This is a genomic window from Streptomyces sudanensis (assembly GCF_023614315.1).
Classification (GTDB): Bacteria; Actinomycetota; Actinomycetes; order Streptomycetales; family Streptomycetaceae; genus Streptomyces; species Streptomyces sudanensis.
This window is the reverse complement of sequence record NZ_CP095474.1, coordinates 2,991,559-2,994,185: the sequence shown is the minus strand read 5'-3', so window position 1 is coordinate 2,994,185 and position 2,627 is coordinate 2,991,559. Positions and strand designations below refer to the sequence as shown.

The 2,627-nt window shown below is 74.8% G+C and carries 3 protein-coding genes and 1 tRNA gene; 2 read left to right on the top strand and 2 right to left on the bottom strand.

The genetic code is table 11. From position 1 onward, the window contains the following. Positions 1-1,059: serine/threonine-protein kinase (locus MW084_RS13915; RefSeq protein ID WP_275563617.1), on the bottom strand; the 1,059-nt coding region annotated here is incomplete at its 3' end. A gap of 74 nt (positions 1,060-1,133) precedes the next feature. Continuing rightward, positions 1,134-1,682: a helix-turn-helix domain-containing protein gene (locus MW084_RS13910; RefSeq protein ID WP_010467764.1), complete on the bottom strand. Its 549-nt coding sequence runs from the start codon at positions 1,680-1,682 to the stop codon at positions 1,134-1,136. A 148-nt stretch (positions 1,683-1,830) separates the two neighbouring features. Between MW084_RS13910 and MW084_RS13905 the strand changes: the two genes are divergently transcribed. Together MW084_RS13905 and MW084_RS13900 are read left to right on the top strand one after the other, a co-directional pair. Beyond that, positions 1,831-1,903, top strand: a tRNA-Ala gene (locus tag MW084_RS13905). Positions 1,904-2,438: 535 nt separating this feature from the next. After that, positions 2,439-2,627, top strand: a 189-nt coding sequence (locus MW084_RS13900) for a DUF6344 domain-containing protein (protein ID WP_275563616.1), incomplete at both ends; no start/stop codon positions are given.

Genomic DNA, 2,627 nt, shown 5'->3' with positions numbered 1-2,627 from the left:
GTACGGGCCGTACGGCTGGGGCGCCGAGGGGTACGGGCCGTACGGCTGGGGCGCCGCGGGCGGCTGGGGCGGGTGGATGCGCGGAGGCGGGGGAGCCAGATGGAAGCTGCCGGTCTCGGACGGCGACGGCTCGCGCGCCGGGGCCGCCCGCCCCGGTACGGAGGAGGGCGCCGGCACGGGCACGGGACCCTCGGGACCGTACCCCGGCGGCAGCGGGCCGAGCTGGTCGAAGACCTCGATCGGGCTCTCCTCGCCCGCCGGGCCGGGCAGCATCTCCACCGCGGACGAGAGGGCCTTGCGGGCACCGTTCGCCGTGCGGAACCGGACCTCCGGATCGGGCTGGAGCAGCCCCGCGAGGACCTGCCACAGCGGTTCCGGTACGCCCTCGGGCGCGCCCGGCGTGCCGTGGGCCAGGAAGTGCGCGACGAGTGCCCGGGAGTCCGGCCTCCGGCCCTGGAGCAGGTACAGGGCGACCAGGCCGACCGCGAACAGGTCGGCGGTGAAGTCCGGTTCGGCGCCCGTGAGTTGCTCGGGCGCGAAGTAGCCGGGCGTGCCGACCACGTAGTCGGTCTCGGTCAGGCGCGGCTCGCCCTTGCGCATGGAGATCCCGAAGTCGGACAGCCGCAGGTGCGGCCGCCTCGTGCCGGTGGCCTCCAGCAGGATGTTCGCCGGTTTGATGTCCCGGTGCACGACCCCCTCGGCGTGCACCGCGGCCAGGCCGGACAGCAACTGGTCGAGCAGGGTGCAGACGTACCGCGCCGGCAGCGGGCCGTAGTCCCCGATCAGGTGCGCCAGGGAGCCGCCGCCGACGAGGTCCATGGTGAACAGGACCTTGTCGTCGTCGGCGGCCCAGCTCGCCGGGGCGAGGACGTGCGGATGGTCGATGCGCAGGGCCTGTTCGCGCACGAAGCGCAGCAGGGTGTGGGCGTCGCTCTGCTGGAGCACCTTCGCCGCCACGTACCGGCGGCGGCGCTGGTCCCAGGCGCGCCAGACGGCTCCCACGGCACCCCGCCCGATCGGGTCGATCAGCTCGTACCGCCCCGCGAAGACCTCGCCCATCGCGCTGTGCCGCTCCCTGTTCCGTGGACGCCCCGTCACCGCGGCGCCGCCGTCCGCCCCCGCCGGGCCCGCCGTCAGTTCTGGTGCGACTCGTAGTGGGCGACCGCGTCCGCGGTGCGGCCGGCGCCGTACACCCGCAGGAACTCCGCCAGTTCGGGGTGGGTGGGGGCGAGGGAGTCGGCGGCGTCGATGATGTCGCCGGCCGCCGCGACCGACCGCAGCAGGGACTGGATCTCCCGGACGACGCGGCGCACCGTGGGCGCACCCGAGCCGACGGCGGCCTGGCCGGAGGCCGTCAGGACCGAACCGCCCTGCGACTTCCTGATCTCCTCCATCCGGTCCGTCGCCTCGACGGCGCTCACGCTGCCGTCGGCGACCTGTCCGGCGAGCTGCTGGAGGGCCTGGACGCGCTGGACGACGGCCGGGTTGCCGATCTTCGCGCGCTGACCGCTCATCAGCTGTGACAGCATGGGGGCGGAAAGCCCCAGTATGGCGGCGAGCCGGGCCTGGTTGAGCCCGAGATCGTCGATCAGCCGACGGAAGAGCGCCCCCAGCGGTTCGCCGTACCAGCTGCGCTGGAGCTCTCTGGCTCTGGCGGTCGCTTCCTGCTGTGCAGCATCCATTGCGTCTCCCCATCGCTCCGGTTCGCTGCCGCGAACCTTGCGGAGCATCTTACGGAGAGGGGTTGCCGACGGGGAGCCCCAATCTTTTTGCGGGGAACCCCCCGCCACCCGGTACTCTGGTCTGCGACCGCCGCCGCCCGGCGGTCCCGGGGCCTTAGCTCAGTTGGTAGAGCGCTGTCTTTGCATGGCAGATGTCAGGGGTTCGACTCCCCTAGGCTCCACTTCGGAAAGCCCCGTCCGACCTGCGGAAACGCCGGTGGGACGGGGCTTTCGGCCGATCTGGTGCCAGACGGGGCGGCGGGCCGGTCGCGCACTCCCGCCGCGGCCGACCGCGGTCCGCACCCCTCCGACCGCCCGCCGACCGGGCCCACGGACCCGTTCGCCCCGGCCGGGCACGCCGGTCCTGCCGGGCCCATAGGTCCGTATGAGTGGTGTTCATCGGAACATCTGCGCGGGAGCGGCGTCGCTGCCGCCGATCCCGAGATGCGTACTCATCATGAGGAGGGTATAGGGGATCGCCCGGTCCTCGACGCGACGGGAAAGCGAGGGGCCATGGCCGCCGGCAGGGTCACGCAGTTCTGGACCGCAATCGTCTCCTTCCTCCGTGGAATCCTCGCCCTCATCGGGCCCGTCGCGCCCGCCGCGGGCCGGCCCGGCGCCCCCGCCGCCCGTACGGGCCTCCGAGCCGCGGCCCTGCCGACCCAGCGGACCGCGGCGGTGCCCCCGGCCGGCGCCCGGTGCGGGNNCGGCCGGGGNCGGCCGGCGGGTGAACGGGCGCTGCCGCCGACGATCAAGCAGCGGATCCGCGCCGAGGCGCACGGCGCCTCACCCGCGGTGCGCCGCCTGCCCGCGGTCGGCGCTCCGGCGGCGGAACGCCCGGAGGACGGCGCCCGGGCGGTGGGCGGTCCGGCGGCGGGACGCCTCCCGGCCGGGCGCCGTCCCTGG

What these genes read in the sequence shown, in the direction of transcription:
- MW084_RS13910 (WP_010467764.1), bottom strand. Translation starts at nt 1,682, where the DNA reads ATGGATGCTGCACAGCAGGAAGCGACCGCCAGAGCCAGAGAGCTCCAG.